General features: G+C 70.5%; 25 protein-coding genes. 6 read left to right on the top strand and 19 right to left on the bottom strand.

Annotation, left to right across the window (positions count from 1 at the left end):
- Positions 1 to 9 precede the first annotated feature (9 nt).
- Together OG302_RS11225 and zapE are read right to left on the bottom strand one after the other, a co-directional pair.
- Positions 10 to 1374 carry an alkaline phosphatase PhoX gene (locus OG302_RS11225; RefSeq protein ID WP_371526661.1) on the bottom strand — a complete coding sequence of 455 codons (1365 nt, stop codon included), beginning with the start codon at positions 1372 to 1374 and terminating at the stop codon, positions 10 to 12.
- A gap of 94 nt (positions 1375 to 1468) precedes the next feature.
- Positions 1469 to 2563: a cell division protein ZapE gene (zapE, locus tag OG302_RS11220; protein WP_371526660.1), complete on the bottom strand. Its 1095-nt coding sequence runs from the start codon at positions 2561 to 2563 to the stop codon at positions 1469 to 1471.
- 37 nt (positions 2564 to 2600) lie between these two features.
- Between zapE and OG302_RS11215 the strand changes: the two genes are divergently transcribed.
- The 4 genes from OG302_RS11215 (at position 2601) to msrB (ending at position 5979) form a co-directional block, all read left to right on the top strand.
- A complete protein-coding gene (locus OG302_RS11215; protein WP_371526659.1) occupies positions 2601 to 3365 on the top strand; it encodes a pyrimidine reductase family protein in 765 nt (254 codons plus the stop codon).
- 145 nt (positions 3366 to 3510) lie between these two features.
- Entirely contained in the window at positions 3511 to 3984 is a 474-nt protein-coding gene (locus OG302_RS11210; protein ID WP_371526658.1) for an indole-3-glycerol phosphate synthase, read from the top strand.
- A gap of 149 nt (positions 3985 to 4133) precedes the next feature.
- Positions 4134 to 5531 (top strand): UDP-N-acetylmuramate--L-alanine ligase, encoded by a 1398-nt coding sequence (gene murC / locus OG302_RS11205; protein ID WP_371526657.1) that lies wholly within the window; start codon positions 4134 to 4136, stop codon positions 5529 to 5531.
- Positions 5532 to 5571: 40 nt separating this feature from the next.
- On the top strand, positions 5572 to 5979 hold the full coding sequence (gene msrB, locus OG302_RS11200) for a peptide-methionine (R)-S-oxide reductase MsrB (RefSeq protein ID WP_371526656.1): 408 nt from the start codon (positions 5572 to 5574) through the stop codon (positions 5977 to 5979).
- A gap of 82 nt (positions 5980 to 6061) precedes the next feature.
- On the opposite strand, the gene OG302_RS11195 is transcribed toward msrB, so the two are convergent.
- The 3 genes from OG302_RS11195 to OG302_RS11185 form a co-directional block, all read right to left on the bottom strand.
- On the bottom strand, positions 6062 to 7369 hold the full coding sequence (locus tag OG302_RS11195) for a M28 family metallopeptidase (RefSeq protein ID WP_371526655.1): 1308 nt from the start codon (positions 7367 to 7369) through the stop codon (positions 6062 to 6064).
- Between the two features lie 315 nt (positions 7370 to 7684).
- Positions 7685 to 8146, bottom strand: coding sequence for a hypothetical protein (locus tag OG302_RS11190; protein WP_361842731.1), 462 nt, complete (start codon positions 8144 to 8146; stop codon positions 7685 to 7687).
- A gap of 114 nt (positions 8147 to 8260) precedes the next feature.
- On the bottom strand, positions 8261 to 8671 hold the full coding sequence (locus OG302_RS11185; protein WP_361054176.1) for an organic hydroperoxide resistance protein: 411 nt from the start codon (positions 8669 to 8671) through the stop codon (positions 8261 to 8263).
- Between the two features lie 125 nt (positions 8672 to 8796).
- Between OG302_RS11185 and OG302_RS11180 the strand changes: the two genes are divergently transcribed.
- A complete protein-coding gene (locus OG302_RS11180; protein WP_371526654.1) occupies positions 8797 to 9336 on the top strand; it encodes a MarR family winged helix-turn-helix transcriptional regulator in 540 nt (179 codons plus the stop codon).
- A 52-nt stretch (positions 9337 to 9388) separates the two neighbouring features.
- Here OG302_RS11180 and OG302_RS11175 read toward each other — a convergent pair whose 3' ends face one another.
- The 6 genes from OG302_RS11175 to OG302_RS11150 all read right to left on the bottom strand — a co-directional run bounded on the left by OG302_RS11175 (position 9389) and on the right by OG302_RS11150 (position 15601).
- Positions 9389 to 10402: an ABC transporter substrate-binding protein gene (locus OG302_RS11175; protein ID WP_371526653.1), complete on the bottom strand. Its 1014-nt coding sequence runs from the start codon at positions 10400 to 10402 to the stop codon at positions 9389 to 9391.
- Between the two features lie 23 nt (positions 10403 to 10425).
- The gene (locus tag OG302_RS11170) at positions 10426 to 11205 is read right to left on the bottom strand and encodes an ABC transporter ATP-binding protein (RefSeq protein WP_371526652.1); all 780 of its coding nucleotides are present in this window, start codon (positions 11203 to 11205) and stop codon (positions 10426 to 10428) included.
- A gap of 1 nt (position 11206) precedes the next feature.
- Positions 11207 to 12343: a FecCD family ABC transporter permease gene (locus tag OG302_RS11165; RefSeq protein ID WP_371526651.1), complete on the bottom strand. Its 1137-nt coding sequence runs from the start codon at positions 12341 to 12343 to the stop codon at positions 11207 to 11209.
- 133 nt (positions 12344 to 12476) lie between these two features.
- The gene (locus tag OG302_RS11160) at positions 12477 to 13742 is read right to left on the bottom strand and encodes an MFS transporter (protein ID WP_371526650.1); all 1266 of its coding nucleotides are present in this window, start codon (positions 13740 to 13742) and stop codon (positions 12477 to 12479) included.
- On the bottom strand, positions 13739 to 14566 hold the full coding sequence (locus OG302_RS11155; protein ID WP_371526649.1) for a Rossmann-like domain-containing protein: 828 nt from the start codon (positions 14564 to 14566) through the stop codon (positions 13739 to 13741). The genes OG302_RS11160 and OG302_RS11155 overlap by 4 nt, the downstream gene beginning before the upstream one ends.
- A 45-nt stretch (positions 14567 to 14611) precedes the next feature.
- The gene (locus tag OG302_RS11150; RefSeq protein WP_371526648.1) at positions 14612 to 15601 is read right to left on the bottom strand and encodes a pyridoxal-phosphate dependent enzyme; all 990 of its coding nucleotides are present in this window, start codon (positions 15599 to 15601) and stop codon (positions 14612 to 14614) included.
- A gap of 135 nt (positions 15602 to 15736) precedes the next feature.
- Between OG302_RS11150 and OG302_RS11145 the strand changes: the two genes are divergently transcribed.
- Positions 15737 to 16687, top strand: a complete 951-nt coding sequence (locus tag OG302_RS11145) for a kinase (protein WP_371750094.1) — start codon at positions 15737 to 15739, stop codon at positions 16685 to 16687.
- Positions 16688 to 16728: 41 nt separating this feature from the next.
- Here OG302_RS11145 and rbsD read toward each other — a convergent pair whose 3' ends face one another.
- From rbsD to OG302_RS11105, 8 genes are all read right to left on the bottom strand, one after another.
- Entirely contained in the window at positions 16729 to 17118 is a 390-nt protein-coding gene (gene rbsD, locus OG302_RS11140) for a D-ribose pyranase (RefSeq protein WP_371526647.1), read from the bottom strand.
- Entirely contained in the window at positions 17115 to 18056 is a 942-nt protein-coding gene (locus OG302_RS11135) for a ribokinase (RefSeq protein WP_371526646.1), read from the bottom strand. Before OG302_RS11135 ends, rbsD begins: the two co-directional genes overlap by 4 nt.
- Before the next feature lie 70 nt (positions 18057 to 18126).
- Positions 18127 to 20073, bottom strand: a complete 1947-nt coding sequence (locus OG302_RS11130) for a substrate-binding domain-containing protein (RefSeq protein WP_371526645.1) — start codon at positions 20071 to 20073, stop codon at positions 18127 to 18129.
- Positions 20063 to 21652: a sugar ABC transporter ATP-binding protein gene (locus tag OG302_RS11125; protein ID WP_371526644.1), complete on the bottom strand. Its 1590-nt coding sequence runs from the start codon at positions 21650 to 21652 to the stop codon at positions 20063 to 20065. Before OG302_RS11125 ends, OG302_RS11130 begins: the two co-directional genes overlap by 11 nt.
- Complete coding sequence (locus tag OG302_RS11120; protein WP_371526643.1) at positions 21649 to 22665, bottom strand: LacI family DNA-binding transcriptional regulator; 1017 nt, start codon at positions 22663 to 22665, stop codon at positions 21649 to 21651. Before OG302_RS11120 ends, OG302_RS11125 begins: the two co-directional genes overlap by 4 nt.
- 419 nt (positions 22666 to 23084) lie before the next feature.
- A complete protein-coding gene (locus OG302_RS11115) occupies positions 23085 to 24371 on the bottom strand; it encodes a DUF1266 domain-containing protein (protein ID WP_371526642.1) in 1287 nt (428 codons plus the stop codon).
- A gap of 120 nt (positions 24372 to 24491) precedes the next feature.
- Positions 24492 to 25844 (bottom strand): cytochrome P450, encoded by a 1353-nt coding sequence (locus OG302_RS11110; protein ID WP_371526641.1) that lies wholly within the window; start codon positions 25842 to 25844, stop codon positions 24492 to 24494.
- The gene (locus tag OG302_RS11105; protein ID WP_371526640.1) at positions 25841 to 26662 is read right to left on the bottom strand and encodes an alpha/beta fold hydrolase; all 822 of its coding nucleotides are present in this window, start codon (positions 26660 to 26662) and stop codon (positions 25841 to 25843) included. The genes OG302_RS11110 and OG302_RS11105 overlap by 4 nt, the downstream gene beginning before the upstream one ends.
- Position 26663: the final 1 nt, after the last annotated feature.

The following is a 26663-nucleotide window of genomic DNA, read 5'->3' as shown; positions in this document are numbered from 1 at the left end:
CACGTCAGGTCAGGTCCGGTGCCACGGACCCGTCACCGCGAACGTCGTGCCGGGGGTGTAGCAGTTGACGTACATCGTCTCGTGGTCCGGCGAGAAGCAGACGCCCGCGAACTCGCCCCACTCGGGCTCCTCGGGGGTGCCGATGTTCTGCTGCCCGCGGGCCATCGCGTAGACCTCGCCGCGCCGCGTCAGGCCGTACACGTGCTGCGCGCCCCCGCCGTCCTCGGCCACCATCAGGCCGCCGCTGGGTGCGAGGCAGATGTTGTCGGGGGACTCGCCGGGCAGCTGGATGTCGGTGCTCGGGCCGAAGACGATCACCAGGGTGAGGCGGCGCTTCGAGGGTTCGTAGCGCCAGATCTGCCCGAAGTGGTCGGCCGCGGAGCCCTCCGCGCTGTGCGCGAACGACGACACGAAGTAGACGGAGCTCCCGCCCCAGTAGCAGCCCTCCAGCTTCTGCGCGTGCGTGATGCCCTTGGGGCCGAAGTCCTGGTTCCTGATGGGGGTCTGAGCCGCGAGCGGGTCGGGCACGTCGACCCATTCGACGCCCTCGAAGTGTGCACCCGTCTCCTGGATCGCGGACAGGTCGGGCACGCCCGGCACCCGCATGGCCTGCAGCTTGCCGCCCGCGCGGAGCGAACCGCGGCCTCCCTCGGGTTTCTTGGGCAGGAAGCGGTAGAAGAGGCCGAAGGGCTTGAGGAAGGCGTCCTCGGTCTCGTAGACGACACCTCGCCGTGGATCGACGGCGATCGCCTCGTGCTGGAAGCGGCCCATCGCGGTGAGCGGTACGGCTCCGGTGCGGCGCGGGTCGACGGGGTCGACCTCGAAGATGAAGCCGTGGTCCTTGGTGTAGCCGTTCGTGCCGGCCTTGTCCTCGGTCTCCTCGCAGGTCAGCCAGGTGCCCCAAGGGGTGGGCCCACCCGCGCAGTTGACCGCGGTACCGGCGATCGCGACGCGCTCACCGATGACGTTGTTGTGGCGGTCGAGGGAGAGCGCCGTACAGCCGCCCTTGCCCATCGGGTCGTAGGTGAGGCCCTCGACCGTGGGCACGGGGATTCTGCCGTCCTTGCGGTTCTCGTGGTTGCGGACGAGATTCGTGCCGCCCTTCCTGCCGCGGAACGTGGCCATGCCGTCGAAGTTGCTCGGCACCTTGCCCTCACCGGACGGCAGATCGCCGCCCTCCCGCGAGAGGACCTTGTAGCGGAAACCTTTCGGCAGATCGAGCAGACCGGCGGGGTCGGGCACCAGCGGCCCGTACCCGGCCTTGCCCTGCGCGGCGGCGCTGCCCGCGAAGAGTTCCGAGAGCGCTCCGGTGAAGGCGATTCCCGCACCCACCGCACCGGTACGGGCTAGCACCTGACGTCGTGTCGTGGACATAAAAGGCCGACCTCCTGCTGGCGGACAGGAACATGACCGGATGTGTGTACCACGCGCCTAGGCGTGCGGGAACCACGCGCGTAGCGGTGAGTCGCTACGGCTTGACGAGGCTCTTCGCGTCCCGCGCGAGCGCGGTGAGCCGGGAGATCGCCCGGAAGTACTTCTTCCGGTAGCCGCCGTTCAGCATGTCCTCGCTGAACAGCTGGTCGAAGGGGACACCCGAGGCGAGCACGGGGACCTCGCGGTCGTACAGGCGGTCGGCGAGCACGACGAGGCGCAGGGCGGTCGACTGGTCGGGGACGGGCGTCACATCGGTGAGGCAGACGGCCCTGAGGTCGTCGGTGAGCGCTCCGTACCGGCTGGGGTGGACACGCGCGAGGTGGTCGAGCAGATGCGGGAAGTCGTCGAGGCTCGCGCCTTGGGTCGCGTACGCGGTCCTGGTGACCTGCTCCTCCGAGTGCGGGGACGGCGCCTCCGGAAGACCCCGGTGGCGGTAGTCCTCGCCGTCGATCCGCAGCGACTTGAAGTGGGTGGCCAGGCCCTGGATCTCGCGCAGGAAGTCGGCGGATGCGAACCTGCCCTCGCCGAGCTTGCCCGGAAGCGTGTTCGAGGTCGCGGCGAGCGCGACGCCCTCGTCGACGAGCCGCGAGAGCAGCGAGGAGACGAGCACTGTGTCGCCCGGGTCGTCGAGCTCGAATTCGTCGATGCAGAGCAGCCGGTGCCCGCCGAGGGTGCGCACGGTCTGCTGGAAGCCGAGCGCCCCGACCAGGTTCGTCAGCTCGACGAAGGTGCCGAACGCCTTCTGCTCGGGCGCGGCGGGCGTCGCGTGCCAGAGGGAGGCCAGGAGGTGGGTCTTGCCCACGCCGTAGCCACCGTCGAGGTAGACACCGCGGGGTCCCGTGGGGGCCGCCGGCTTGGCGCGGCCGAACCAGCGCTTCTTGCCGGCGCCGGACGCGTGCGCCCCGCCGAGCCCGGCCGCGAAGCCGCTCAGGACCCGCACGGCCTCGGTCTGGCTCGGCTGGTTCGGGTCCGGGATGTACGTATCGAAGCGGACGGAGTCGAAGCGCGGGGGCGGCACCATCTCGGCGACCAGACGGTCGGCGGGGACATGGGGCTCGCGGGCGCACAGCGACAGGGGAGCCGCTTCGGCTATGGGGCTCTGCCCGGGGGCGGCGGTGGAGGACGACACGGTTCCTAACTCTAAGCGCCGTGCAAGACTGCTGGACATGCGACGCCTGTTCCCTGTGACCGACCAGACAGACGAAACATCAGTACGAGAGTGGGAGCTGGGCGAGCTGGCCGACGCGTACGCCTACCCTCCGGGCGACACTCCCTGGCTGCGCGCCAACATGGTGTCCACGCTCGACGGGGCGGCCCAGCACGACGGCCGGTCGCAGCCCATCTCGAACGCCGCGGACATGCGGATCTTCGGCACCCTGCGCGCGGTCGCCGATGCCGTGGTCGTGGGTGCCGAGACGGTCCGCCAGGAGGGTTACCGCCCGGCACGCGTGCGTGAGGCCTTCGCTGAGCGCAGGGCGGCTGCCGGGCAGTCGGTGGTGCCCGCGATCGCCGTCGTCAGCGCGAGCCTGAACCTGGATTTCAGCCTTCCGCTTTTCACCTCGCCCCCGGTGCCCACGCTCGTGGTGACCGGTGCCGCGGCGCCCGCCGACCGGGTCGCGGAGGCGGAGAAGGCGGGTGCCGTGGTGGTGGTCGCGGGGGAGGGCACGGCGGTCGAGCCGGAGCGGATCGCGCCCGCCCTGGCCGAGCGCGGCCTGACCCGGCTGCTCACGGAGGGCGGGCCACGGCTGCTCGGCCAGTTCGTGGCGGCGGGGGCCCTGGACGAGCTCTGTCTGACGGTGTCCCCGATGCTCACCGCGGGGGACGCGCAGCGGATCGCCTGGGGGTCCGCGCTCGCGGTGCCGGAACGATTCGTCCTGGCTTCCCTGCTGGAGGAGGCCGGGTTCCTCTTCACCCGATACCGTCGGACCTGACAATCAGCGGAATCACCCGTTCCGTTTCGCTTCCGCTGGGCACACTAAAAGTCGCAGACCCCGTGCGGCCACGGGGCAGGATGGTTTCCGCAGGGGCCCGTCGAGACAGCCTCTCGGCGGCCCACGGATGAGAAGGGCGCCTGTCGTGTTCACAAGCGTATTGATGATCGAGAAGGCCCTGACGTCCGCCGACGTGGAGTTCGTCACCACCTTGCACGGCGACGAGACGGTCACCTTCCGAGTGCTGCTCCAGCCCCGCGGCGATCAGGCGGACCGCCTGCTGCGGGCCATCGACGACGTGGCGCTGGGGGAGCTCGACGAGGCGGCGAGGGAAGGCGACGTCCCCGAGGGGCAGGACGCCACGGCCCCCGCGCAGAAGGCCCTCGAGGTCTCGCTGACGGCGCTGCGCGCGGCGGGCTGCGAGGCGAGGGGACAGCTGATCGAGGACCACCCCCTCGACGCGCTCAGGCAGCTGGTCGACGAGGCGGGCGCGGACGAGGTCATCGTGCTGACCGACCCGCACTACGTGGAGGAGTTCTTCCACCGGGACTGGGCCTCACGGGCGCGGCACAAGGTCGGCGTACCGGTCCTGAAGCTGTTCTCGCACGCGAAGGACTAGGCGCCCCGGGCGGGGCGGCGAGGGCGGCACGACAGGGGGCGGGGCGGCACGGCAGGGCGCAGGTGTGCCCGCCGTCCGCCCGAGGCAATAGTCTGGGCCCTGCTCAGCTGCTCATTTGCCGCACTCTTGGATCTTGGGGAGACACACGTATGGCACCCGGCCTGCCCACCGCCATGGACCGACCGCACTTCATCGGCATCGGCGGCGCCGGAATGTCTGGCATCGCCAAGATCCTGGCCCAGCGCGGCGCCAAGGTCGCCGGCAGCGACGCGCGGGAGTCCGCCACGGCCGAGGCCCTGCGGACCCTGGGCGCCACGGTCCACATCGGCCACGACGCCGCGCACCTCGCGTCCGACGCGACCTGCGTGGTCGTCTCCTCCGCGATCCGCGCCGACAACCCCGAACTGGCCCGTGCCACGGAGCTCGGCATTCCGGTCGTGCACCGCTCGGACGCCCTTGCCTCCCTCATGGAGGGCCTGCGCCCGATCGCGGTGGCCGGTACGCACGGCAAGACCACGACGACGTCGATGCTCGCCGTCACCCTCTCCACCCTCGGCCTCGATCCCTCGTACGCGATCGGCGGCGACCTCGACGCGCCGGGCTCGAACGCGCTGCACGGCGACGGCGACATCTTCGTGGCCGAGGCGGACGAGAGCGACCGCAGCTTCCACAAGTACGCGCCCGAGGTCGCCATCGTCCTGAACGTGGAGCTCGACCACCACGCCAACTACGCGTCGATGGACGAGATCTACGAGTCCTTCGAGACCTTCGCGGGCAAGATCGTCCCCGGCGGCACGCTGGTGATCGCCGCGGACCAGGACGGCGCGGCCGAGCTGACGCGGCGCGTGCGCGGCGCGCTGCCGGACCTCAAGGTCGTCACGTACGGCGAGTCCGAGGGCTCCGACCTGCGCATCCACAAGATCACCCCGCGCGGTCTGACCAGCGAGGTCACGGTCGTCCTGAACGGCAAGTTCCTGACCTTCACGGTCTCGGTCCCCGGCCGCCACTACGCCCACAACGCGGTGGCCGCCCTGGCCGCGGGCATCGCCCTCGGCATCCCGGCGCACAATCTCGCGTCGGCCCTCGGCTCGTATACCGGCGTCAAGCGCCGCCTCCAGCTCAAGGGCGAGGCGAAGGGCGTCCAGGTCATCGACTCGTACGCGCACCACCCCACGGAGATGACCGCGGACCTGGAGGCGATGCGCTCCTCCGCGGGCGACTCGCGCCTTCTGGTCCTCTTCCAGCCCCACCTCTTCTCCCGCACGCAGGAGCTGGGCAAGGAGATGGGCCAGGCCCTGGCCCTCGCGGACGCCTCCGTGGTCCTGGACATCTACCCCGCCCGCGAGGACCCGATCCCCGGCATCACCAGCGCCCTGATCACCGACGCGGCCGTCGCGGCCGGCGCCGACGTCCGGGCCGTGCACGACAAGACCGAGGCCGTCACGGTCATCGCGGGAATGACCAGGCCCGGTGATCTCGTTCTCACCATGGGAGCGGGCGACGTCACGGACCTCGGCCCGCAGATCCTGGCCGGGCTCTCCCACTGACCGGCCCAGCCGAATTTGTCGAAGTAAGGGGTTCAGTCTCATGTCGTACGACGTCGAGAAGCCGGACGAGCAGTGGCGCGCGGAGCTGAGCCCCTCGGAGTACGCGGTGCTGCGCCAGGCGGGCACGGAGCCCGCGTTCCGGGGTGAGTACACCGACACCAAGACCAAGGGTGTCTACTCCTGCCGCGCGTGCGGCGCCGAGCTGTTCACCTCGGAGGAGAAGTTCGAGTCGCACTGCGGCTGGCCGAGCTTCTTCGACCCCAAGGACACGGACGCGGTCGAGCTGATCGAGGACACCTCGCACGGCATGGTGCGCACGGAGGTCCGCTGTGCCCGATGCGGGTCGCACCTCGGTCACGTATTCGAGGGCGAGGGCTATGCCACGCCGACGGACCAGCGGTACTGCATCAACTCGATCTCGCTGACGCTGGCGCCCACGGAGGGCTGAGCGGCGGTTCGTCACGTGCCCGGCGCCCGGCAGCGGAAGTCCCCGCTGCCGGGCGCCGGTGCGTTCGCCGGTGCTGAACGCTCTAGAAGGTCAGCTTCCAGCTGTTGATGTAGCCGGTGTCCTGTGCCGCCACGTCCTGCACGCGCAGCTTCCAGGCGCCGTTCGCCGCCTCGCTCGACGCGTTGACCGTGTACGTCGCGACGACGTTGTCCGCCGAGTCGTTGCTGCTGGAGTTCTTCAGGCGGTACGCCGTGCCGTCGGGGGCGACCAGGTCGACCACCAGGTCACCGCGCCAGGTGTGCCGGATGTCGACGCCCACCTGCAGGGTGGCCGGGGCGTTGCCCGTGCGGCCGGTCACGTTCACCGTCGAGGTCACGGCCGCGCCGTTGTCCGGGATGGTGACGTCCGCGGTGTTCTCGTACGTGTCACCCGGCGGGACCGGGGTGTCCGCGCCGAGCGTCCAGATCGCGTAAGCGATGGCGTCGCTGTTGCGGTCCAGTGCGGTGTCGTTGATGTTCGCCGAGGTGTCGCACGACGAGTGGTAGCAGCGGTCGAAGGCCTGGCCCGCCGTGCCGCCCCACTTCTGGGCCTGGGCGGACGTCTTGGTGTAGTCGGCGCCGGAGAACAGGCCGCCGACCGGGATGCCGACGTTCTTGAAGCTGGCGTGGTCGGAGCGGCCGTCGCCCTCGGTCTCTATCTCCGTGGGTATGTTCAGGCCCGCGTAGAAGTCCTTGAAGGTCTTCTCGATCGTGGGGTCGTCGTCGTAGACGAAGTAACCCGGGTTCGGGGAGCCGATCATGTCGAAGTTGAGATAGCCGCTGACCTTTGAACGCTCCGCGGAGGGCAGGTTGTTGACGTAGTACCGGGAGCCGATCATGCCCAGCTCCTCTGCGCCCCACCAGGCGAACCGCAGGTGCTTGGCGGGCTTGAGCTGCGCGCGCGAGACGGCGAGCGCGGTCTCCAGGATGCCGGCCGAACCCGAGCCGTTGTCGTTGATGCCGGGGCCCGCCGTGACGCTGTCGAGGTGGGCGCCCGCCATCAGGACGCTGTTCGCGTCGCCGCCGGGCCAGTCGGCGATGAGGTTGTAGCCGGTGGCGCCGCTGGAGGTGAACTGCTGGACGGTGGTGGTGAATCCGGCCGCGTCCAGCTTGGCTTTCGCGTAGTCGATGGAGGCCTTGTAGCCGGCGCGCCCATGGGCACGGTTGCCGCCGTTGGCCGTGGCGATGGACTGGAACTGCGAGAGGTGCGCCTTGACGTTGGCGAGCGGGATGTCGGGTGCCGCGAGCGTCGGGGAGGGGGCCGCGAGCGCCGTGGGCGCGGTGACGGCGAGCAGTCCGGCGGCGGCGAGCGTGGCGACGCCCGCGGTGGCCCGTCTCAGGGTGCGGGGCATGGCAGGTCTGGAGATTCTCATGTGGGGCTCCGAATTCCGAACAGCGAGGGGGACGGAACGTACTGACGCCCTGCGACGCGGGTGCCGCAGGGCGCTGGAGCTGTACTGGGCTGCACTGAGCCGAAGAGAGTTGCGTGAGTGGGACGAGTGAAGTGAGGTGCGTGGCGCGAAGTGCGTTGCCTGATATTGGGGGTGCGTCGACTCGCCGTCAAGAGAGGAAATCGGTCAGAAGCCGGTCAGCCAGTTTCGGATACCGGACACCCTCGAAGACACGCGGAACCCCGTGTGGGTGGGGCGGGCCCTCGGTGTGGGCCCTCAGTCCTCTTCGGGTGTCTCGGGGCGCAGCAGGGGGTGCTTCACGCCCGGGAACACCCGAGCCTTGATCACCGGCTCGGCTGACGCGCCCTGCACCACCGTCTCGGCGATGCCCCACGGGCGGCCCGGCAGCACGACGAGGATGGTGTACGTCGAGGCACAGCCCATGCAGTCGTAGCGGTCCGCCCAGGTCTCGACCTCGGTGCGGCTGCCGGGGTAGCGGGCCACGTGGCGGTGGCGGGCGTGGCAGTGGTCGCACTTCTCGCCCGGCTCGCAGGTGCCGCCGCAGGGGCACGGCACGTCCAGGGTCTCGGCGGGCTGCCAGCGCTGCGTGACGACCGCTTCGCGGGTGGCGCCCATGTCCTTCATGGCCTTGAGGTTGCGGGCGGCGACGTTGTACGACTCGCCGGTCGACGTCATCCGGTTCCGGATCACGTCCTTGCGTCCGCGGTTCGTCGTCATGCTGGGCCTCCTGGGGTTCACGCAGCCCACCAGGAGGCCCATGAGATCGGTACCTCTACGGTACCCGCCGTCGGACCCTCTCCTGTTCGACCCCTGGCTTGACCGCCGGGTCGGCTACTCGATGACGAGCTCGACCTCGATGTTGCCGCGGGTCGCCTTCGAGTACGGGCAGTACGCGTGCGTGGCCTCGACCAGCTGCTGCCCGGTCTCGCCGGCCAGGGAGTCCGGCAGCTCCACGCGCATCACGACCGCGAGGCCGAAACCCGCGTCGTCCTTGCCGATGGAGACCTCGGCGGTCACCGAGACGTCCTTCGTGTCGACCTTCATCTCACGGGCGACGGCTCCCATGGCGCTGGCGAAGCAGGCCGCGTACCCGGCGGCGAAGAGCTGCTCGGGGTTGGTGCCCTGTCCGTTGCCGCCGAGGGCCGGGGGCATGGCGAGCGCTAGGTCGATCTGGCCGTCGGAGCTGACGGCGCGGCCCTCGCGGCCGTTGGCGGTGGCGACGGCGGTGTACAGCGCGTTCATGGGGGTGCCTCTTCCCTCGGTCTGAGAACGGAACGAGAGGAACGGGGTGCGTTCGCTCTGCCGTAATAGTTGCACACGATTTAGTTGCACACAACTTAATGGCGTGTGCGAGGTACGCTGGATCCATGACGTCATCGCCGACCGCCGTACCGCCCCCGCCCGGAGGCGAGCTGCCCGCCACCGAGCTGCCCGTCGCCGATCCGTCGCACGCCGAGCTGCCGGACGTGCCCGACGCCGAGCTGCTCCGCCTCGATCACCAGGTCTGCTTCTCGCTGCACGCCGCCTCGCGCGCCTTCGGCGGCGTGTACCGCGACGCCCTCAAGGATCTGGGCCTCACCTATCCCCAGTACCTGGTGATGCTGGTGCTCTGGGAACACGGTCCGCAGCCCGTCAAGGCGATCGGCGAGCGGCTGCGTCTCGACTCCGGCACGCTCTCGCCGCTCCTCAAGCGTCTTGAGGCCGCGGGGCTCGTACGGCGCGAGCGCAGCGCCGCCGACGAGCGCTCCGTCACGGTCCAGCTGACGGAGGCGGGGGACGAGCTGCGCGAGCGCGCGCTGCCCGTCCCACGCCGGATCCTCGCGTCGACCGGGATGACCGTCGAGGAGATCCTCACCCTCCAGGGGCTCCTCGGGCGGCTCACGGGCTCACTCGACCAGGCTCAGTGAGGGCGGTCTCAGAGGGGCCTGGTGCGGCGGGCTCAGTGAGGCGCGGGTCGCGTCACCGCTTCAGTTCCCGCACGTACTTCCCGAACTTCTCCAGGCCGTCGATGTTGCGCGGGCCGCTGATGCCCTCGTTGTAGTCGAGGACGAAGAAGTTGTTCTTCTTCACGGCGGGCAGTTCCCTGGTGTGCGGGGACTTCTCCAGGAACTCGATCTTCTTCTTGGCGGGCATGTCGCCGTAGTCGAAGATGATCACGACCTCGGGCTCGGCCTTGGCGACGGCCTCCCAGTTGACCTGGGTCCAGCGCTCGTCGAGGCCGTCGAAGATGTTCCTGCCGCCCGCGGCCTTGATGATGTCGTTGGGCGGGACCTGGCTGCCGGCCGTGAAGGGCTGGTCCGTGCCGGAGTCGTAGAGGAAGACGGGGACCCGGCCGCCCTCGGGGTTCTTGGGGGCCTTGGACTCGACGGCGGCCACGCGCTTCTTGAGGCCGCCCACGACCTCGTCCGCCTTCTTCTCGACCCCGAAGATCTTGCCTAGGCGGTCCAGGTCCGAGTACAGGGCCTTGAACGGGGTCACTTTCTCCGGGTACTTGGGGTAGTTGAAGCAGCTCTCCGTGTGCATGAAGCTCTGGATGCCGAGCTTGTCCAGGATCGCCGGGGTGATGCCCCGTTGGTCGCTGAAGCCCGAGTTCCACCCGGCGACGACGAAGTCGGACTTCGCCTCCACGACCAGCTCCTTGTTGAGCAGGTCGTCGCCGAGCATCTTCACCTTGGCGTACTCCGACGCCCAAGGGGACTCGCTCACCGGGGGGTTGGCCGGAGGCATCACGTAGCCGTGGACGTGCTTCGTCAGGCCGAGGCTGAACATCTTGTCGGCGCTGCCGCCTTCGTAGACCACCGCGCGCTGCGGGGTCCTGTACGGGACCGGCTCACCGCAGCGCTTGACGGTGACCTTCTTGGAGGCGCCCGCGGCTCCCTCGGTGTCGGAGGCTGTGTCGACCTCCGCGCCGCAGCCGCCGAGCAGCAGGGCCGCCGCGAGCGCCGATCCGATGGTGGTACGTGTTCTGGGCATGGTCCGGTGGTGCCTTTCGGGTGTCAGAGGGGAGTGGAGGGGGTCAGGGCGTAGAGGAGTTGGGGGTCGCCGGTCAGGGGGTGGCTGATCACGCCGGCCTTGACGCCGAACACCTCGTCGACGAGCCCCGTCGTGAGCACCTCTTCCGGCGTACCGGCGGCCACCAGCGCGCCGTCGGACAGCACCCCGATGCGGTCGCACGCGGATGCCGCGAGGTTGAGGTCGTGCAGGACCACGAGGACGGTGAGGCCCGAGCCCTTCAGCAGCGAGAGGAGCTCTATCTGGTGGCGTACGTCGAGGTGGTTGGTCGGCTCGTCGAGGACCAGGATCCGCGGCTCCTGCACCAACGCCCGTGCCAGCAGCACGCGTTGGCGTTCGCCGCCCGAGAGGGTGAGCACGCCGCGGTCGGCGAGGCGGGTGAGGTCGAGGCGGGCCATCGTCCGCTCGCACAGCTCCCGTTCGCGCGCGCCGAGTGCCTGGTTCCCGCGCAGATGGGGCGCGCGGCCCAGGGCGACGACCTCTTCGACGGTGAAATCGAGGTCCACCGAACCGTCCTGGGCCATCGCGGCGATGACCTGCGCGCTGCGGCGCGGCGTCAGCCGGGAGAGGTCGTCGTCGCCCACCCGGACCACGCCCGAGCTGGGGCGCAGCGCGCGGTAGACACACTTGAGGGCGGTGGACTTGCCACTGCCGTTCGGGCCGACCAGGCCCACGATCTGGCCGCTGCCGACCGTCAGGGAAAGGTCCCGGACAAGGAGCTTTCCGTCGATGGTGACGGACAGGCCGTCAAGAGTGAGTTCCATCTCAACGGCCCCCGAACATATAGCCTTTGCGCCGCATCAGTGCGACGAACACCGGCACCCCGACCAGCGCCGTGATGACCCCGAGCGGCAGCTCGCGCGGCGCGACCAGCGTCCGCGACACCAGGTCGACCCAGACCATGAACACCGCTCCGACCAGCGGTGCGACGGCGAGCACTCGCGTATGGGTGGCGCCGACCACCATGCGTACGAGATGGGGCATGACCAGGCCGACGAAACTGATCGCACCGCTCACGGCGACCATCACTCCGGTGATGAGCGAGGCGAGCAGGAGCAGGCCCTTGCGGTGCCGGTCGGGGCTGATGCCCAGGCTCGTCGCGGTCTCGTCGCCGAGCGCCAGGACGTCCAGCGCCCTGCTGTACCGGTGGAGCACGGCGATGCCGAGCAGCACGCAAGCGGCTACGACGGGCAGGGCGCCCCAGGTGGCGGCGCCGAAGCTGCCCATCGTCCAGTACAGGACCATGCTGGTCGCCTCGCTGTCCGGGGCGAAGTAGATGATCACGCTCATCACGGCCTGGAAGCCGAGTGCCATGGCCACACCCGTCAGGACGAGCCGCAGCGGCGAAAGGCCGCCACCGCGGCTCGCCGAGGCGACGTACACCAGAAGGGAGGCGACGAGCGCGCCGATGAACGCCCCCGCCGACACCGCGTAGATGCCGAGTGCCGCGAGCCCTCCGGTGACCGTGACGGCGACCGCGCCGACCGAGGCCCCGGAGGAGACACCGAGGACGAACGGATCGGCGAGCGCGTTGCGCACCAGCGCCTGGATGGCGACGCCGACCGCGCTCAGCCCCGCGCCCACGAGTGCCGCGAGGAGCACCCGGGGTGTGCGGATCTGCCAGATGATCTGATACGTCGTCACCTCATCCGCATCGATGCTTCCGCCGCTCAGCGCCGCCCACAGCAGCCGGGCCGTGTCACCCGGGGATACGACGGCGGAGCCGAGGCCGATGGCCACGACGACGGAGACGACAAGGACGAGAAGAAGCGCGCCGCAGGCTGCCGCGAGCCCCGTGCGGGAGGCGAGCCGACTCCGTACGCCTTTGGCCGGCACATCCGGAGGCGGGACGTCGGACGTCGCGGCAACGGCTGCCGTGGGAGTGAGCGAGGGCGGGGGCATGGCGGTCGCGCCTTTCGAGTTGGGGCGAGGGCAGATGTGTTGGAGTGGGCGCGCTGGAGCCGGGTGTCGCGACGCGCCCCGCAAGGAGCGCGGGGAACTGCGCGACCAGCCCCCACCGGGCCCGCGGTTTCACTCAGGCCGTTGCCTCCGCCTCCACTCGTTCCGCCCGCAGCACGAACACGCCCGCCACAAGTGCCGCCACCACCAACGCCCCGAAGGACACGGCGATGCCCGGATAGCCGGCGAGGCCCAGGCCGAGGCCGCCGAGGCCCGCGCCCACGAAGACTCCGAGGCTCATTCCCGCGGCGTTCACGCTCAGGGCCGCGCCGCGCTGTGTCCCGCAGCGGCGGACGAGCAGGCTGACCACGCACGCGGCCACGACGGCGTGGCTCGCCGCGTGCAGGGACGTCATCGCGAGGGCCAGCGGCAGCCAGTGCGTGAAGTAGAAGCCCACGACCGAGACGAGCGCGGCGACCAGGCCGACGGCCAGCATCCGCTCGGTGCCGATCCGCGGTTCCTCGGAGTTCGTGATCCGCCCCGTGAGGAGATTGCTCACGAAGAACGACGCGCCGCTCAGCGTCCACACGAACGCGAAGAGCCCGGGGGCGAGTTGGAAGCGGTCGTCGTAGTAGGCCGCCAGGTAGGAGAGGTAGCCCATGAACACGGCGGTGCGCAGCAGGGCGATCAGGAGCAGCGGCACGACACCGGGGATCGCCCCGAGCGCCTTGAACGAGGCGATGTAGCCCAGGCGTGGGGAGTCGGCCTTCTCCTCGACCGGCTTGTCCTTGCCGCGCACGAAGAAGACCGCGGCGAGCAGCAGCGACAGCCCGGTCACGGCGAACAGATCGCCCTGCCAGCCCCAGAACAGCGCGGGCAGCGCGATGACCGGTGCCGCGAGCATCGCGGTCATCGACTGCGTCGCCGTGACGAGGGTGGCCGCGCGCCCCGCCGCCTTCCCGGAGCCGAAGCGGTCGGCGGCGGCCGCGGTCAGCGCCGGGTTCAGTACCGACGTACTGGCGCCGACCAGCAGGCAGAACACGGCGAGCAGGATGAAGTCCCCGCTCGCGCCGAGGGCGGCGGACACGCCGAGCGCGGCGAGGCCGCCCGCCGCCGCCCACTCCTTGCGCACCCGGTCGATCAGCGGGGCGAGCGCGGTGCCCACCAACAGGGCCGCGAGACCGCCGAGTCCGCGCAGACCGCCCAGGGTGGCGACGCTGCTGTCGGCGTCCTGGGCCATCGGCACCAGATACGTGCTGAAGACGGTGAACGGCAGCAGGCCGACCGCCGAGGCGACCAGGACGGGCCACAGCGCACGGGCCATCCGCCAGTCGCCGGGCAGCGCCTCGTCCGCCCCCGCTTTCCGGTGATCCACGGCGGGGCCCTTGGATTCGACGCTCACGCCGCCTCCCTGTAGCGGTAGAGCGGCGTCTCGTCGGCGCTGAACTGCGAGAACGCGAACGGCTCCGCGGAGAGTCCGGTGACCCCGGCGGGCAGGAACGCGCGGGCCACGGCACTGCCGCTCTGCGCGTACACCACCAGCGGCACCCCGTGCTCGCGGCAGTGCGCGAGGATCAGGTCGAAGGTGCCGTTGCTCAGCGTCATTCCGGTGGCGACCACGGCGTCGGCCTCCCCCAGCACCTCCGTCATGTCGTCGGTGATCCGGTCGCCCCACTGGGTCGTACGGAGATTGAGGTCGCAGGGCAGGCAGACGCCGCCCCGCTCACGTATCGCCGCGACCAGCGGATTGACCACGCCGATGAGCGCGACTCTCGCACCCGGCTCGATGTCCAGCAGCCCGGCGATGGCGGCGTCGCGGGCCTTCGCCCTGACCTCCGGGGTGCCGGTGGGCAGCATGATGCGCTCGGCGTCGGCGGCGTCCCGGTGCGGGTTGACCTGCGCGAGATAGGCGTCGAGCGCGGCGATACGGACGGGCGTGGACTCGGCGCGCAGCAGCTTGTCGAGGCTGTGGCCCGAGGCGTTCTCGCAGAAGTCCGGGGTGAGTTCACCGGCCTCGAAGGAGCAGGCGCCGAACGCCGTGCCGACCCGGAGCAGCAAGTAGTGGTTGTGGTAAGTCACTTGGCTGCCCGGGAGGCGGGTGGTGTTGTACAGCCAGAACGCGCTGGTGACGGAGAGGTCCTTGGGGTCGGGGCCGTGGTCGCCCGCCAGGACGGCGTCGATGAGCTCCGCGACGTTCTGGGGCGTGCGCGGGTCGGGGTGTGACATGTGGAGTTCTCTCAGATGGTGGTGGAGGAGCAAGTGGTGATGCGGTCAGGGAAGGTCGGGCCAGGAAGTGGTCGACCAGGGGTGCCTCAGCTCGTCGAGCGAGGTGACCTCGTGCGGCTTCAAGGTGTCGATGTCCGGTGCGTCCGCGTGCTTCGCATAGGCGCTCTCGACATAGCGGTGACCCGTGTCCGCGGCGATGAAGACGTACGTACGGGAATCGTCGCGGCGCCGCTCCCAGAGGGCGGTCAGATAGGCGGCACCGGTGGAAAGACCGGCGAAGATTCCGCTGTTCCGCAGAAGCGAGACCGCGCCGGACACCGCGCAGTCGAAATTCACCCAGTGCACGCGGTCGTACGCCTCGTGCCGGACATTCTCGAAGGTGATGGCGCTGCCGATCCCGGCGATGATCATGTCAGGGTCGGCCACGCGCTCCGAGCCGAAGGTGACGCTGCCGAAAGGCTGTACGCCGACGAGTGAGACATCGCGGCCCGCGTCCCGGAGATATCCGGCGATGGCGCCGGTCGAGGCCCCCGAGCCGACCCCGCCCACCAGGGCGAGCGGCCCTTCGGGCGTCTCGGTGTCGATCGTCCCGGCCACGTCGCGGTAGCCGAGGTAATGAATGCTGTCGTGGTACTGCCGCATCCAGTGGTACGAGGGATTCGCCTTGAGTATCTCGGCGATGCGCCGCACCCTCAGCTCCTGGTCGAGCCGGAGATTCTTGGACGGCCGCACCTGTTCCAGCGTGGCGCCGAGTATCTCCAGCTGAATGCGCAGGGTGCGGTCCACGGTCGTGGAACCCACGATGTGGCATTTCATTCCGTAGCGGTGGCAGGCGAGCGCCAGGGCTTGCGCGTAGATGCCGCTGGAACTGTCGATGAGGGTGTCGCCGGGTTTCACGGCACCCGTGTCGAGAAGGTGACGGACCGCTCCCAGAGCCGAATAGATCTTCATCGTCTCGAATCGGAGACAGACCAAGTCCGGCTCCAGGGATATGAGATCGGGTTTCTTCACCGCTTCGGCTATGTGGTCGTGCATGTCTGGCCTCTGCCCCCTGTGTCGGTCGCCGAGCCGAGAGCATCACACTAGATGAAAATGATTGTCAAGACGGATAGTCCTGTGGCAGCCTGTGGGCACTGAAGGTGTCGGGACGTTGAGAGGAGACCTGTGGAGCTGTCCCAGGAGGCCGGGCCGCGGCCCGGTCCGGCGGGTGCGCGGTCGGCCGGAATCGGAGTGGGCACCGCCTTCGGGACCTTCGGCGAGCTGCTTCAGGGTGTGCTGCCGGAGGAGGACGGGGACTTCCTGGTGACGTTGCCCGTCGCGCGGTGGACGATGGCCACCTTCCGGCCGGAACCCGGCCCCGGGGACGTGCTGGTCCGGCCCGCGCGCAAAACCAAGGCGCTCCAACTGGCCCGTACGATCTGTGAGTTGGCGGAGCTGCGCACGGGCGTACCGGTCGGGGGAACCCTCCGCGTCAACAGCGTCATCCCGGAGGGCAAGGGCCTCGCGAGCTCGTCGGCCGACCTGGTCGCGACCGCGCGGGCGGTCGGGCAGGCGCTGGACGTGGCGATGCCGCCGTCCCGCATCGAACGGCTCCTCGCGGACATCGAGCCCACGGACGGGGTGCTCTATCAGGCGATCGTCGCCTTCCACCACCGCACCGTGCGGCTGCGCGGCATCCTCGGATCGCTCCCGGTCATGGCCGTGGTGGGGATCGACGAGGGCGGTTCGGTCGACACCGTCGACTTCAACCGCATCCCCAAGCCGTTCACCCTCGCCGACCGCCACGAGTACGCACGCCTGCTCGACCGGCTCGCGTGCGCCGTCCGCCGCCGCGACCTGGCCGAGGTGGGCAGGGTCGCGACCCGCAGCGCCCAGCTGAACCAACTCCTGCGCCACAAATGGTCGTTGGAGCCAATGCGGGAGATCTGCCGGGAGGTCGGCGGCCTGGGCGTCGCCGTCGCGCACAGCGGCACGACCCTGGGCATCCTGCTGGACACCGCCGACCCCTCGTACACGCAGCGGGTCAGCGCGGCGGCGCAGGCGTGCGGGGAGCTGGCGGGCGGGGTGACGGTGTACCGGACGCTTGGCTTTCCCACTGGGGCGAGGGGCGCGAGCAGCTAGGGGCCGGGAGCGCGCGGGGTCGGGGCAGGGGGGGTACGAGGCTAGAAGAACACCCCGCACCGCAGCAGCACATTCGCGTACGGCGTTGCCTCGCCGGTGCGGACCACCAGGCGGGCCGTGGCCGTGCGGCGCTTGAGTTCCTCGTGCGGGATCAGGGTGAGGGGCGTGACGCGGGCGGACAGGAGCCCGGCCGCCGCCGGGTTCGCCTCCCGGACCTCCTCCGCCGCCGTTCCGCCCTCCGTCACCAGCTCGGCGAGCAGCCCGTCCAGGACCTCGGCGAACGACGGGACGCCTGCCCGGAACGCCAGGTCGACGACCCGCGGCCCCGGCGGGACGGGCATGCCCGCGTCGCAGATCAGAACAGCGTCCCCGTGGCCCAACTCGGCCAGGGCGCCCGAGAGATGGCGGTTGAGGATGCCGCTCCTCTTCATGCCGAAGCACCCTCTTCCCGGGCCGGAATCTCGTCCGCCGTCGGGTACGACTCCTGCGCGCCCTGCCGCGTGACCGACGCGGCCCCGACACGCGCCGCGTACGCAGCCGCCGTCGGAAGGTCATCGCCCAGGCCGATGCGCCACGCCAGGGCCGCCGTGAAGGCGTCGCCCGCGCCGGTCGTGTCCACCGCGTCCACCTTCGGGCTCGGCACCCTGACGGGGGAGCTGGTGCCGTCCGCCGTCAGTGCTCCCTCCGCGCCCAGGGTGATCACCACCGAGCGGGGCCCGAGGGCGAGCAGCGCCCGCGCCCAGTCCTCGGGGGAGTCCGAGGATTCCCCGGCATCGCCCAGGATGTAGCGCGCCTCGTGCTCGTTCACCACCAACGGGTCGCACGCCGCGAGGACTTCGCCCGGCAGCGGCGCCGGTGGTGAGGGGTTGAGGACGAAGCGGGCGGTCTCCGGCAGGGTGCGTACGATCTCGGCGACCGACTCGATGGGGATCTCCAGTTGGGTCGAGACCACCCGGGACGCGGCGAGCAGGCTGCCCGCCGCGCGGATGTCCTCGGGGGTCAGCCGGGCGTTGGCGCCCGGCGAGACCACGATGCTGTTGTCGCCCGACGGGTCGACGGTGATCAGCGCGACACCCGTGGGCGCCCCGCCGACCAGGACGCCGACCGTGTCCGCGCCCGCCGCGCGCTGCGATTCGAGCAGGAGCCGGCCGTGTGCGTCGTCGCCGACCCGCGCGAGCAGGGCGGTACGGGCGCCGAGCCGGGCCGCCGCGACCGACTGGTTCGCGCCCTTGCCACCGGGATGCGTGGCGAGGTCGGAGCCGAGGACCGTCTCGCCGGGGGCGGGGCGGCGCTCGACGCCGATCACCAGGTCGGCGTTGGCCGACCCGACGACCAGGAGGTCGTACGTGGCGTCGTCGTGGTCGTTCATCGGTGGATCCAGCTCCTGTGTTCGTTCGTCCGGCGGGGGCGGTGGGGGAACCGGCGGGGGTGCGAAGGAGTCAGGAGAAGTCGGCCACGTTCTTCTTCGTGACCACCTTCACCGGGACCTTCACCATTGTGTCGACGTCCTTGCCGCGCAGCGCCTTCACCGCGTTCCGCACGGCGATCCTGCCCAGCTCCTTCGGCTGCTGCGCCACGGACGCGTACAGCGAACCCGACTCGACGGCCTTCAGGCCGTCGGGGGTTCCGTCGAAGCCGACCACCGCGACCGACTTGCCCGCCTTGCCGCCGAGCGCCTTGGCCGCGCCGAGGGCCATCTCGTCGTTCTCGGCGAAGACGCCGTCGATGCCGGGGTTCGACTGCATGAGGTTCGTCATGACGTCCAGGCCCTTGGTGCGGTCGAAGTCCGCGGGCTGGGAGGCGACGACCTTGATGCCGGGGAACTCCTTGATGCCCTCGGCGAAGCCCTTGCCGCGCTCGCGGCTCGCCGACGTGCCCGCGACGCCCTGCAGCGTGACGATCTTGCCCTTGCCGCCCAGCTTCTCCGCGAGGGTCTTCGCGGCGAGCTTGCCGCCCGCGACGTTGTCGGAGGCGACGAGCGCCGCCGCCTTCGCCTTGTTCACGCCGCGGTCGGCGGCGATCACCGGGATGTCCGACTTGTTGGCGCCGCGCACCGCGGGGCCGACGGCGTCCGAGTCGACCGGGTTGACGATGATCGACTTCATGCCTTCGCCGGTGAAGTTCTGCAGCTGGTTGGTCTGCTGCGAGGCGTCGTTCTGCGCGTCCGTGACCGTGAGGTCGATGCCGGCCTTCTTGGCCTCCGCCTGCGCGCCCTCCTTCATCTGCACGAAGAAGGGGTTGTTGAGGGTGGAGAGCGACATGCCGATCTTCGTCGTCGTGCCGGAGGAGCCGTTGTTGAAGAAGGAGACGGTGCCCACGACGGCCGCCACCAGCACGGCCGCGATGCCGATCTTCAGGAGCTGCGGCCCCTTCTTCCCGCCACCGGCCGCCGCGCCCGTCGAGGCCCCCGGGGTCGCTCCGGCCTTGCGGCGCAACGTGTCGAGCAGCACCGCGAGTGCGATGACGACGCCGATCACGACCTGCTGCCAGAAGGCGGACACGGAGAGGAGGTTGAGGCCGTTGCGCAGGACCGCGAGGATCAGCGCGCCGATCAGGGTGCCGGACGCCTTGCCGACACCGCCGGCCAGGCTCGCGCCGCCGATGACGACCGCGGCGATCGCGTCCAGCTCGTAACCCTGCGCGGCCTGCGGCTGCGCGGAGACCAGGCGGGACGCGAGGACGATGCCCGCGACGGCGGCGAAGAGGCCGGAGAGGCCGTAGATGACGAGCTTCTGCCGCTTCACGCGAAGGCCGGAGAGACGGGCCGCCTCTTCGTTGCCGCCGATCGCGTACATGGAGCGGCCGATGTACGTACGGGCCAGGATGACGGCGGTGATCAGACCCATCGCGATCATCACGATGACCGGGACCGGCAGCCAGCCGCCGATGGTGTCACCGAGGTTGGACACCGAGTCGGGGAACGGGATCGGGCTGCCCTGCGAGATGACCAGGGAGAGACCGCGGGCCACCGAGAGCATCGCCAGCGTCGCGATGAACGGCGGGAGTTTGCCGTACGAGACGAGCAGACCGTTGACGAAACCGCACGCTATGCCGGTGCCGACGGCGAAGACGATCGCGAGCCAGACCGGAAGGCCCTGCGAAGTCGCCGTCCACGCGAGGACGGTGGCCGAGAGCGCGGCCACCGAGCCGACCGACAGGTCGATGCCCGCCGAGACGATGACGAAGGTGACGCCGAACGCGAGGATCGCGGTGACGGCGGCCTGCACGCCCACATTGAGCAGGTTCTGGGTGGTGAGGAAATCGCCCGACAGCAGCGACATCGCCACCAGGAGGACGACCAGGGCGCTCAGTGCGCCGTTGTCGAGCAGCACACGGCGGAGACCGGTGGCGCCACCCGCGTTGCTCTTCAGCGTTTCAGTGGCCACGGGAGGCCTCCCCTTCGGTTGCTTCGTCGTTCTGAACTGCCGTGCTGCCGTGGGCTTCCGTGGTGCTCACGGCCAGTGCCATCACCGCGTCCTGCGTCGCGTCGTCCCCGGCGAGTTCGCCCGCGATGCGGCCCTGCGCCATGACGAGCACACGGTCGCTCATGCCGAGGACCTCCGGGAGATCACTGGAGATCATCAGGACCGCGTGCCCGGAGGCCGTCAGTTCGTTGATGAGCTGGTAGATCTCGACCTTCGCGCCCACGTCGATGCCGCGCGTCGGCTCGTCGAGGATCAGGACCTTGGTGTCTGCGAGCAGCCACTTGCCGATGACGACCTTCTGCTGGTTGCCGCCGGACAGCGTGCGCACATGCTGGCCGAGCCCGGCCATCCGCACGCCGAGCTGCTCGGCGATCCGGGCCGCCGCGACGCGCTGCCCCTTGAGGTCCACGAGCCCGGACCGCGTCGCCGAACGCAGCGTCACCAGGCCGAGGTTCTCCTGCACGGACGCGTCCAGCAGGAGCCCCTGGCCCTTGCGGTCCTCCGGGACGAGGCCGATTCCGGCGCCCATCGCGGCGTTCACGTCATGCCGGGGCAGGCGTTCGCCGCGTACGTCGACGGATCCCTTGTCGTACGGATCGGCGCCGAAGACGGCGCGCGCCACCTCGGTGCGTCCCGCGCCGACGAGTCCCGCGAGGCCGACGACCTCGCCGGCCCGCACCTCGAAGCTGACGTCGTGGAAGACGCCGTCGCGGGTGAGGCCCTCGACGGTGAGCAACGCGCCGCCGGTGTCCGGGCGTTCGCGCGGATACTGCTGCTCGATGCTGCGGCCCACCATCAGCCGTACGAGCTCGTCCTCGGGGGTCGACGCGGGCACCTGGTCGACGCTGCGGCCGTCGCGCAGGACGGTCACCCGGTCGCCGAGCGCCGCGATCTCCTCCAGGTGGTGGGTGATGAAGACGACGCCGACACCGTCCGCCCGCAACTGCCGCACGATCAGGAAGAGTTTGTCGACCTCCTCGCTGGTGAGGACGGCCGTCGGCTCGTCCATGATCAGGACGCGGGCCTTCAGACTGAGCGCCTTGGCGATCTCGACCATCTGGAGCCGGGCGATGCCGAGTTCACGCACCTTGGCGCGCGGCGACACCTGGACGCCGACCCGCTTCAGGAGTTCCTCTGCGGCCGACTCCATCGCCTTCCGGTCGATCATCCCGAAGCGGCGCGGCTGGCGGCCCAGGAAGATGTTCTCGGCGACGGTGAGGTCGGGTACGAGGTTGAACTCCTGGTAGATCGTCGCGATACCGAGCCGCTCGGCGTCCTGCGCGCCGTGGATACGGGCTTCCTTCCCGTCCACGAGGATGCGGCCGCTGTCGGGGCGGTAGGCGCCGGAGAGCATCTTGATGAGCGTGCTCTTGCCCGCGCCGTTCTCGCCGAGCAGGACATGCACCTCGCCGCGGCGCAGGTCGAAGTCGACGGAGTCGAGCGCGACGACACCGGGGAACGTCTTGCGTATCCCCTCGATCCGCAGCAGCTCGTCGGGACCGCGGTCGGCGCCGCGCGGCAACTCGTCCGTGACGCTCACGTGGTGCTCCTCTGGTCGGTGGGGGACTCGCCGCAGGAGCGGCGTACGACGAGACGTGCGGGCAGGGTGACGGACCGGGGGCGCCGGCCCTCGATGAGGTCGACCAGGGCCTGCACGGCGGCCCGGCCCAGATCGCCGGTCGGCTGCGCGATGGCGGTGATCGGCGGATCGGTGTGCACGAACCACGGGATGTCGTCGAAGGCGGCGAGCGCGATGTCGTGCGGCACGCTCAGGCCCTGGGCGCGGATGGCGTCGAGCGCGCCGAGCGCCATCAGGTTGTCCGCGGCGAAGACGGCGTGGGGCGGCTCGGGCAGCGCGAGGAACCGCTCGGTGGCCCGGCGCCCGCTGTCGGCCTGGAAGTCGCCCTGCCCGATGTAGTCGTCGGGCAGCGGGAGCCCGTAGGCGCCGAGCGCGTCGCGGAAGGCCTCGACGCGCTCGCTGCCGGTGGTGGTGGCCGCGGGCCCGGCGATGATCGCGAGTCTGCGGTGGCCGACGGCGTGCAGGTGGGCGACCAGGTCACGGACGGCCTCGCGGCCGTCGGCGCGGACGACGGGGACGTCCACGCCCGGGATCCAGCGGTCCACGAACACCATCGGCGTGCTGGAGCGCGCGGTCTCCAGCATCAGCGGGGAGCCGCCATCGGTGGGGGAGACCAGCAGCCCGTCGATCCGGCGGTCCAGGAGCGTGCGCACGTGGTGGTCCTGCAGCTCGGGCCGCTCGTCGGCGTTGCCGATGATCACGCTGTAGCCGAGCGCGCGGGCCGCCTCCTCGACGGAGCGGGCCAGGGCCGTGAAGTACGGGTTCAGCACGTCGCTGATGACCAGGCCGAGGGTGCGGGTCTGGTCGGTGCGCAGCGAGCGGGCGACGGCGTTCGGGCGGTAGCCGAGGCTCTCTATCGCGGCGATGACGCGGGCGCGGGCGGCCGGGCTGACCGAGGGGTGACTGTTCAGGACACGCGAGACCGTGGCGACGGATACGCCTGCCTCGGCCGCGACGTCCTTGATGCTCGCCATCGCCGGTCCACCTCCTTGTGGAATCGATTACACGGAGGATTGGAATCGATTACATGGGCGGGTGGCAAGCCCCTGAAGGGGCAGCGAGACCAGATTGTGATGCGGGGTGCTCAGGTGAGCGGAGGAGACGGAGTGGGCCGGGGCCGGGGCGCGGGCGGGGTGGCCGCGGGATTGCGGGTGAGGGCGGGGGCGCGGACGGCGGCATCGGTCGAGAGCAGGGACGGCGCCATCGGCCGGCGTGCGGGTGACGCCCTCGGCCGACCATGTGGACGGCGCCGTCAGCAGATCATGCGGACGGCGCCGCTGGTTGATCACGCGGTTGATCACGCGGTCGGTCACGCGATCGGTCACGCGCTGGGCGCGTTGGTTGAGTACACGGACGCCGCGTCAGCCGAGCGCGCGTACAGCGCGTCAGTCGGTCATGCGAACGGCACCGTCAGCCACGGGCTGTCCGGGTCCGTGGCCAGCTCTCGGTGGGCCTGGAGCACCGTCGTGTACCAGTCGCCGAACTGCTCCTCGTCGAAGTGGAGGCAGCGGCCGAGGACGTAGCCCGCGGAGAACTCCTCCCATGAGGTGTACGCCGACCGGGCCGCATGGCTCGCGCGCTCGACGGCGGCCTCCAGCTCCGCATGGGTCGCGTAGCGGGCGCCGCGTCCCCAGCGGGCCATCTTCGACGCACGCCCGATGTCCCAGGCGGCGATGGTGCGGACATGGCCGTCGGGCGGCAGGAGGTCGTCGGCGCGGAAGCGCGACTCGTAGCGGATGATCTTGCCGACGAGCCCGCGCAGCGCGGCGACGAAGTCGTCCAACTCGGGGTCGTCGCCCGGCTTGTGCGGGGAGTCGGGGCCGTCGGCCTCCACCATGCGGTTGCGGATCGTCACTTCCACGCACTGCCGCCACAGCTCGGGGTCGACGCGCGGTCCGAACTGCTCGATCAGCGACGTACGGGCGCCGAGGACGAAGTCCCAGTACCACGGGCTCACTTCACGGTTCAGGAGCCGCTCCTGCGTGGCGAGCCAGTCCTCGCGGTCGTGCACGCCCCACCACTCCGCCAGGCGCTCGATCTCGGAGTGGTGGCCCGCGCCGTGCCAGTCCAGGGTGTTCCAGGCGTCGCCGTTGGCGAAGCAGAGGTGGGCGCCGCAGGCCAGGCCGTGCAGGAGGACGGGGGACTCGGGGGCACCGGTGCGGCGGGTGTCGATGCGGTCGTGCAGGCGGTCGTCGACGTAGAGGTCCGCGTGCAGGTCCGCCCAGACGTCCCGTTCCTCGTCGGTCGTCAGATAGAACTGCTGGCAGGGCGTGGCCGCGTTGACCACCAGGAGGTCTATGTCGTCGGGCAGTTCGGCGGCGAGCGTGCCGAGCGTGACGAACTCGTACACCACCTCGGGGTGCGGGCGGGGAAGCAGCCCGGCGGTGTACATCTGCGCGATCCGGCGGCCGTCGGGGAGATCGACGGTGAGGACCGGGCGGTCGGTCGCGCCCGGCTCGATCTCGGCCACCGACACCGGGCGGTACAGGCCGGTGACGGCTATCGCCCGCAGGTAGGTGTACGCGTCGTCGGCCTCGCACAGTTCGTACAGGTGCTCTTCGAGGTCGGCGGGTGCCTGCCAGGGGGTGCCGTCCTCGGGGGCTTCGGCGTACGGGAAGACGTCGTCGTGGTACTCGTCGGGGTACTCGTCCTCGGCTGCGGGGACGGCTGCGCCGTGCATGCGGGGGTCTCCGTGGTCAGGGGCGCGGGTGCTCGCGCGCGGGGCTCGCGGTAGATCTTGAACGGTATCCGATGGCTGTCAGGGCGCGGCGCTCCTGTGCGTCCCAGGTGCTCGCACCGCCTACCGCACCGGCACTCGTACCGGCACCGACTTCAACCCGTTGATGAAGTTGGATACGAGGCGCCGCGGCGGCCCCGCCAGTTCGAGAGGGCCGGCCTTCAGGGTGCGGAACTCCTCGTACAGGAGGCGGAGTTGGAGGCGCGCGAAGTGGGCGCCCAGGCAGACGTGCGGCCCCTCGCCGAAGGAGACGTGGGGGTTGGGGGAGCGGGACAGGTCGAGCCGGTGCGGGTCCGCGAAGACGCGTTCGTCGTGGTTGGCCGACGCGTGGAAGACGACCACCTTGTCCCCGGCGCGGACGGCCCGGCCGCCCAGCATCGTGTCCCGGGTGGCCGTACGGCGGAACGTGAGCACCGGAGGGTGCCATCGCAGCAGTTCGTCCACTGCCGTGGAGACCGGGACCTCGCCCTCGCGCAGGCGGCGGTACTCCTCCGGGTGCTCCACGAGCGCGAGGAGGCCGCCGGGAGCCGCACTGCGGACGGTGTCGTTGCCCGCGACGGTGAGCAGGAAGAAGAACATCTCCAGTTCGGGAGCGGTCAGTTCGGGATCGGTCGCGAGGGTGGTCATGACGTCGTCGGCGGGCGCACGGCGCTTGTGTGCCGCGAGATCCTGCGCGTAGCCGAACATGTCGCGCAGCATCGCCGGTGAGCGTGGATTGACCGGCTTCCCGTCCGCGCCGAGCATCAACTCGCCGGCCTCGTCGGGATCTTGATAGCCGATCACGCGCTGCGTCCAGTGCAGCAGCAGGCCGCGATCGCTCTCGGGAACGCCGAGGAGGTCGGAGAGATTGAGCAACGCGTAGTCGTCGGTGACGTCGCGCACGAGATCGCATGCGCCTTCGCCGCTGCCTTCGCCGCTGCCGGCGCGGGCCCGTTCCGTCGCCGCGTCGAGCAGGCCGCGGGCCCGGTCGCGAGCCAGGGACTCGAAGCGTTCCACCCGCCTGGGCGTGAAGGCGCGGCTCACCAGGCGGCGTAACCTACCGTGCTCGGGCGGATCCTGATTGAGCATCATGCGCCGGATGAACGGCAGGTCGTCCGGGTCGGGGTCGCGGATCTGGGTGGCGCCCAGGTGCGAGGAGTAGGTGACGGAATCCTTGAGCACGCGAACGACGTCCGCGTGCCGGGTCACCGCCCAGAATCCGGGCCCCGCGGGCCAGTCGAGCACCTGCGGCTCAGCCTGCCAGGCGACGGGGTACTGGTCGCGAAGCGCACGATAGCGATCGTGGGGAACCCCGGCAGCGTACTGCCGGGGGTCGAACACGTCGGATCCGACTGACCTGCCTGACCTGCCTGACCTGCCTGACCTGTCGGGCCCATCGGGTACACCGGGTACATCGGGGGGTTCAGCGACGCTCATGACGAGCTGTCGTCGCTCTCGACGTCCTTGCGCAGGAAGTCCTCCACGGTGCGGATCAGGGCGAGCGGGGTCTCGTCCATCGCGTAGTGGCCCGCCTCGCTCAGTTCGGTGAGTTCGGCGCGCGCGTACCAGCGCAGCCAGGTCCGGCGCATCAGATCCGCCCCCAGCGCGGGATCCAGCGCCCCGACCACCGCGAGTGCGGGCACGGTCGAGCCCTCGACGCGGTCGTGGAAGTCCTCGCGGGCCCAGGAGTCGAGCCAGGCGCGGAAGGCCTTCGCGTCGCTGACGTCCAGCGAGCGTTCCACCATGCGGTCGAGCCAGGCCGCGGGCCGTGTGCCGCCGGTGGTGATGTCGATGATCGCGCGGCGGTTCCCCGGCAGCTGGTCCGCCTCGGCGAACAACTCCCACTGCTCCGGCGGGAGATCGAGCCCGGACGCGGGCACGGGGGAGACGCCGACCAGCCTGCGGACCCGGTGCGGCGCGATCGCAAGGACACGCTGGGCGACGCTGCCGCCCATGGAGTGGCCGATCAGCGAGAAGCGTTCCCAGCCGAGGCGGTCCGCCAGGGCGACGACATCGGCGGCACCCTCGGAGGTCGTGTACGCGCCGGCCGCTTCCTTTGCCTCCCCGTACCCGCGCAGATCGACGACCGCGTACTGGAACGAGGCGAGGTCGAGGTCCGCGAGCACCGGCGCGTACGCCGAGCGGTCGCCGAACCAGCCGTGCACGGCAATCACCTTGTGGGGGCCGTCGCCCAGGAGGGCATGCGGCAGCTGGAAGGAGGGGGAGGAGGCAGGGGTGGAGGGGCTGGAGGCCACG

This window comes from Streptomyces sp. NBC_01283 (assembly GCF_041435335.1).
Taxonomy (GTDB): Bacteria; Actinomycetota; Actinomycetes; order Streptomycetales; family Streptomycetaceae; genus Streptomyces.
The sequence above is the reverse complement of the archived record's forward strand: the minus strand, read 5'-3'. Positions and strand labels throughout refer to the sequence as shown.